This window comes from Cognatishimia sp. (genome assembly GCF_964229375.1).
Classification (GTDB): domain Bacteria; phylum Pseudomonadota; class Alphaproteobacteria; order Rhodobacterales; family Rhodobacteraceae; genus Cognatishimia.
The window spans coordinates 1-3,894 of sequence record NZ_CAXREH010000215.1; the positions used below are offsets into that span (position 1 = coordinate 1).

Annotated in this window: 4 protein-coding genes and 1 tRNA gene; 3 read left to right on the forward strand and 2 right to left on the reverse strand. The window is 57.9% G+C overall.

Annotated features, from left to right (window positions below):
* Positions 1-1,779, reverse strand: a 1,779-nt coding sequence (locus ACEQWH_RS15445) for a proline dehydrogenase family protein (protein ID WP_370232341.1), incomplete at its 3' end; no start/stop codon positions are given.
* Positions 1,780-1,884: 105 nt separating this feature from the next.
* Between ACEQWH_RS15445 and ACEQWH_RS15450 the strand changes: the two genes are divergently transcribed.
* The 3 genes from ACEQWH_RS15450 to ACEQWH_RS15460 all read left to right on the forward strand — a co-directional run bounded on the left by ACEQWH_RS15450 (position 1,885) and on the right by ACEQWH_RS15460 (position 3,089).
* Positions 1,885-2,361, forward strand: coding sequence for an Lrp/AsnC family transcriptional regulator (locus ACEQWH_RS15450; RefSeq protein ID WP_370232343.1), 477 nt, complete (start codon positions 1,885-1,887; stop codon positions 2,359-2,361).
* 38 nt (positions 2,362-2,399) lie between these two features.
* Positions 2,400-2,942 (forward strand): tetratricopeptide repeat protein, encoded by a 543-nt coding sequence (locus ACEQWH_RS15455; RefSeq protein WP_370232345.1) that lies wholly within the window; start codon positions 2,400-2,402, stop codon positions 2,940-2,942.
* A gap of 60 nt (positions 2,943-3,002) precedes the next feature.
* Positions 3,003-3,089: transfer RNA gene (locus ACEQWH_RS15460), tRNA-Leu, on the forward strand.
* 52 nt (positions 3,090-3,141) lie between these two features.
* Here ACEQWH_RS15460 and ACEQWH_RS15465 read toward each other — a convergent pair.
* Positions 3,142-3,894, reverse strand: a 753-nt coding sequence (locus ACEQWH_RS15465; RefSeq protein WP_370232347.1) for a class I tRNA ligase family protein, incomplete at its 5' end; no start/stop codon positions are given.

Below are 3,894 nucleotides of genomic sequence, written 5' to 3' on the forward strand. Positions count from 1 at the left end.
CGCACCGCGCGTCGCAGGGTCGGCATCCCATGCTTTGGCATTGGCCAGAGCCGTCTCAATATCGGCGTCACTGGCTTGCGCGACCGTGCCGGCAGAGTCTGCGGATTGATAGGGGTTGTCCACCGCCACAGCCTCTTGCGGCGCAGCGTCTCCGTCAATCAAGGGGGCGGCATGCCACGAGCTGTTGCGATACGGCGCGCGGGTGGTTTCCAGTTTCTCAAGCGTGGGCATGTCGCGCAGGTCAAAGCCGTGCGAATTTGGGCGTTCGGGTTTAAAAAGTGCATCACCTGTTGGCAAGTCGATGCCTGCGTCATGAATCGCCTCAAACGGATCGCGCGCCACGACGGACGGGGGCACATCCTCGTCCACGATCTGGTTGACGAAACTGCTGTTGGCTCCGTTTTCCAACAGGCGACGCACCAGATAAGCCAGCAAATCACGATGCGCGCCGACCGGAGCGTAGATCCGGCAGCGGGTTTTGTTTTCTTTCAGTACGACGTCGTGCAACGCGTCGCCCATACCATGAAGCCTCTGAAATTCAAAGGTTTCAAGGTTATCCGCCATGCCCAACACGGCTGCAACAGTGTGCGCGTTGTGGGTGGCAAACTGTGGGTAAATCCGGTCGGTCATCCCCAAAAGTTTGCGCGCGTTGGCGATATAGCTCACGTCGGTCGCAGGCTTGTTGGTGAACACGGGAAAGTCGCTCAGACCCAGGACCTGAGCATTTTTGATCTCGGTATCCCAATAGGCGCCCTTGACCAAACGCACCATGATCTTGCGGTCTAGCCGCGTGGCCAGCTCGTACAGATAATCCAGCACATAGGACGCGCGCTTGCCATAGGCCTGAACCACCACGCCAAAACCGTCCCAATCCTTTAGTGCTGGGTCGGCAAGGACGGCCTCGATGACATCCATGGACAGCGACAGGCGATCTGCCTCTTCCGCGTCGATGTTCAAGCCCATGCCCGCAGATTTCGCCAACAGAGCCAACCCGTGTAAGCGGGGGACAAGCTCGTCCATCACCCGATCCCGTTGCGCGACCTCATAGCGCGGATGAAGTGCCGACAGTTTGACCGAAATTCCCGGGTTGTCGCGGATATCGTCGTGGGTGCAGCCCGAAGCGATCGCCGAGATCGCGCGGGAATAGGCGAGGTGATAGCGCATGGCGTCCGCGTCGGTCTTCGCCGCTTCGCCAAGCATGTCATAGGAATAGGAATAACCCTGCGCTTCCATATCACGCGCGCGCTGCATCGCGGCCTCAATGGTTTCGCCCAAAACAAACTGACGCCCCATTTCCTTCATCGCGCGGCCGACAGCCGTTCGAATGACCGGCTCGCCCAGCCGCTTGATTGCCCCGCGCAGGGCACTGACCACGCCGCTGTCGCCCTCGTCCAGAACCTTGCCCGTCAGCCTCAGCGCCCAAGTAGAGGCGTTGACCAGCGAAGAGGTGGATTGCCCGAGGTGTTTGCCCCAATCAGAAGGCGCGATTTTATCTTCGATCAGTGCGTCGATGGTATCCGCATCAGGCACCCGCAACAAAGCCTCGGCCAGACACATCAACGCAACGCCTTCGTCGGTGGACAGGCCATATTCCGCCAGAAAGACTTCCATCAATCCGGGCTTTGAATTGCCACGAATTTGCGTCACCAGATCCTCGGCAAGCGTACCAATCTCGGCGCGCGCCGCACTGTCCAGATCTGCTTGGGCGATCAGCATCTCTAGGACGTCGGTTTCCGGTGCATATGTCTGCGTATCGATGGCGCGGCGGGAATTTGGCATTTTTCTCTCCTGGTCTCATCGACTTTTTTAGAGTAATTTTACCGGTCGAATTTCCTTTTTGAGTGTGATATGTGGTCCATGTGAACCGAAAAATCGGAGTTTTTCATGCAAAGTGAAAAGTTGGATCTTGACGCCTTTGACCACAAAATTCTGCGGGTTCTCGCAAGCAATGGGCGGATTTCTATCACGGACCTAGCACGTGAGATCGGCCTGTCAAAAAGCCCAACGCAGGCGCGTTTGCGCAGGCTGGAATCTGAGGGCGCGATCATCGGCTATCGGGCGATGCTTGATCCGATCAAGCTGGGGCTCAATCACGTAGCCTTTGTTGAAGTCAAGCTGACAGATACCAAGGAAAAAGCCCTGCGCGAATTCAACGAAGCGGTGGCGACGGTTCAGGAAATCGAGCAGACACATATGATCGCAAGCAATTTCGACTATCTGCTGAAGGTGCGCACCAGCGACATGGAGGCCTATCGTCAGGTTTTGGGCGAAAAGATCTCGGCTCTGCCGCATGTGTCCAGCACCTCGACTTTTGTCGCTATGGAAGCGGTGAAAGAAATCGGTCTCGGGAATGTGACTTGATCCAACACGCGCCCTTGCGACACAGTGGGGGCATGCGCATGCTTGCTCTTCTTTGTTGTCTGGCTCAACCCGCTTTGGCGCAGACATGTCCTGCGGCACCGGATCACGAGGCGGCTCTTGGCGCGTTATTTGATCAGGTGCGCGTCGCGGAAAACGAACGGGCGGCCGAGGCCTATTCCCAGCAAATGTGGGCTTTGTGGACGGACGCGCCCGATGTGACAGCGCAGGCGCTTTTGGACCGCGGTATGGAAAAGCGGGCCGGGTTTGATTTTCTGGGCGCGCTCGAGGCGTTGGATGCGCTGGTTGCCTATTGTCCTGACTATGCCGAGGGCTGGAACCAGCGCGCATTTGTGCATTATCTGCGGCAGGATTTCCCGTCTGCACTCGATGATCTGGCGCAGGCCCGCGATCTGAGCCCACGGCATGTCGGCGTTTTGACAGGGCTGGGGCTGACCTATTTGGCGCTTGGCCAAGAGGCGCAGGCGCAAGACGCGCTGGCTGCCGCCGTCGAGCTTAACCCATGGGTCAAAGAACGCGCGCTGTTACGGGCGCCTGCATCGAAACCCGGCGAAGACCTTTAGGGCGAACTCCCCTCTTTACACCCCGTGATGTGCCGCTATTGTCCGGCCTCACCAACGCGGGCCCTCGTGGTGGAATGGTAGACACAGGAGACTTAAAATCTCTAGGCCGTATAGGCCGTGCCGGTTCGAGTCCGGCCGAGGGTACCAACAAAAAAAGCAGGCCGTTCGGCCTGCTTTTTTGTTTTGTTTGATCAGGTTATCAGTCCCGCGTGCCCGCGAATTTTTCTTGCCATGCGTCGCGCTCGTCGTCGGTGATCTTGCGGAATGTCACCTCGGGAACCGTAAAGGCATGGCCGGCCTGCAAGGCTGACAGGGCGGAGGGCACGTCGCTTGGCCATTCGGTCTCGGACACGTTCATGCTGTCCAAAAGCGAGGCGGCCGCATCAGGGATAAAGGGCGCTGACAGAACCGCATAAAGCGGGATCAGGTTCAGGGCCAAACGGATCTGGATCGCGGCTTTGGCTGGGTCTTCTTTGAAGGTCGACCAGGGTGCGACCGTTTGCAGATATTCGTTGCCTGCAACCCAGATTGCCCGCAATTCTTGCGCCGATTTGCGCACTTCCATCGCGTCCATATGGTCCTGATAGGCTTTGACGCGGGTGGTGATATCGTCGATCAGGGCCAGCTCTTCTGGACCATAGTCGCCACCCTCTGGCACGGCTTCGCTGAACTTCGAGCGGCAGAATTTTGTGACACGGCTGACAAAGTTGCCCAGTACGTCGGCGAGGTCTTTGTTCACCGAGCTTTGGAAATTTTCCCAAGTGAATTCGCTGTCGCTGCTTTCAGGGGCATGGCTCAGCAGCCACCAGCGCCAGTAGTCAGCGGGAAGGATCTCTAGCGCCTGATCCATAAAGACGCCGCGCCCGCGCGAGGTCGAGAACTGGCCGCCGTCATAGTTCAAGTAGTTGAAGGATTTGATGTAATCGACCAGCTTCCAAGGCTCGCCCGACCC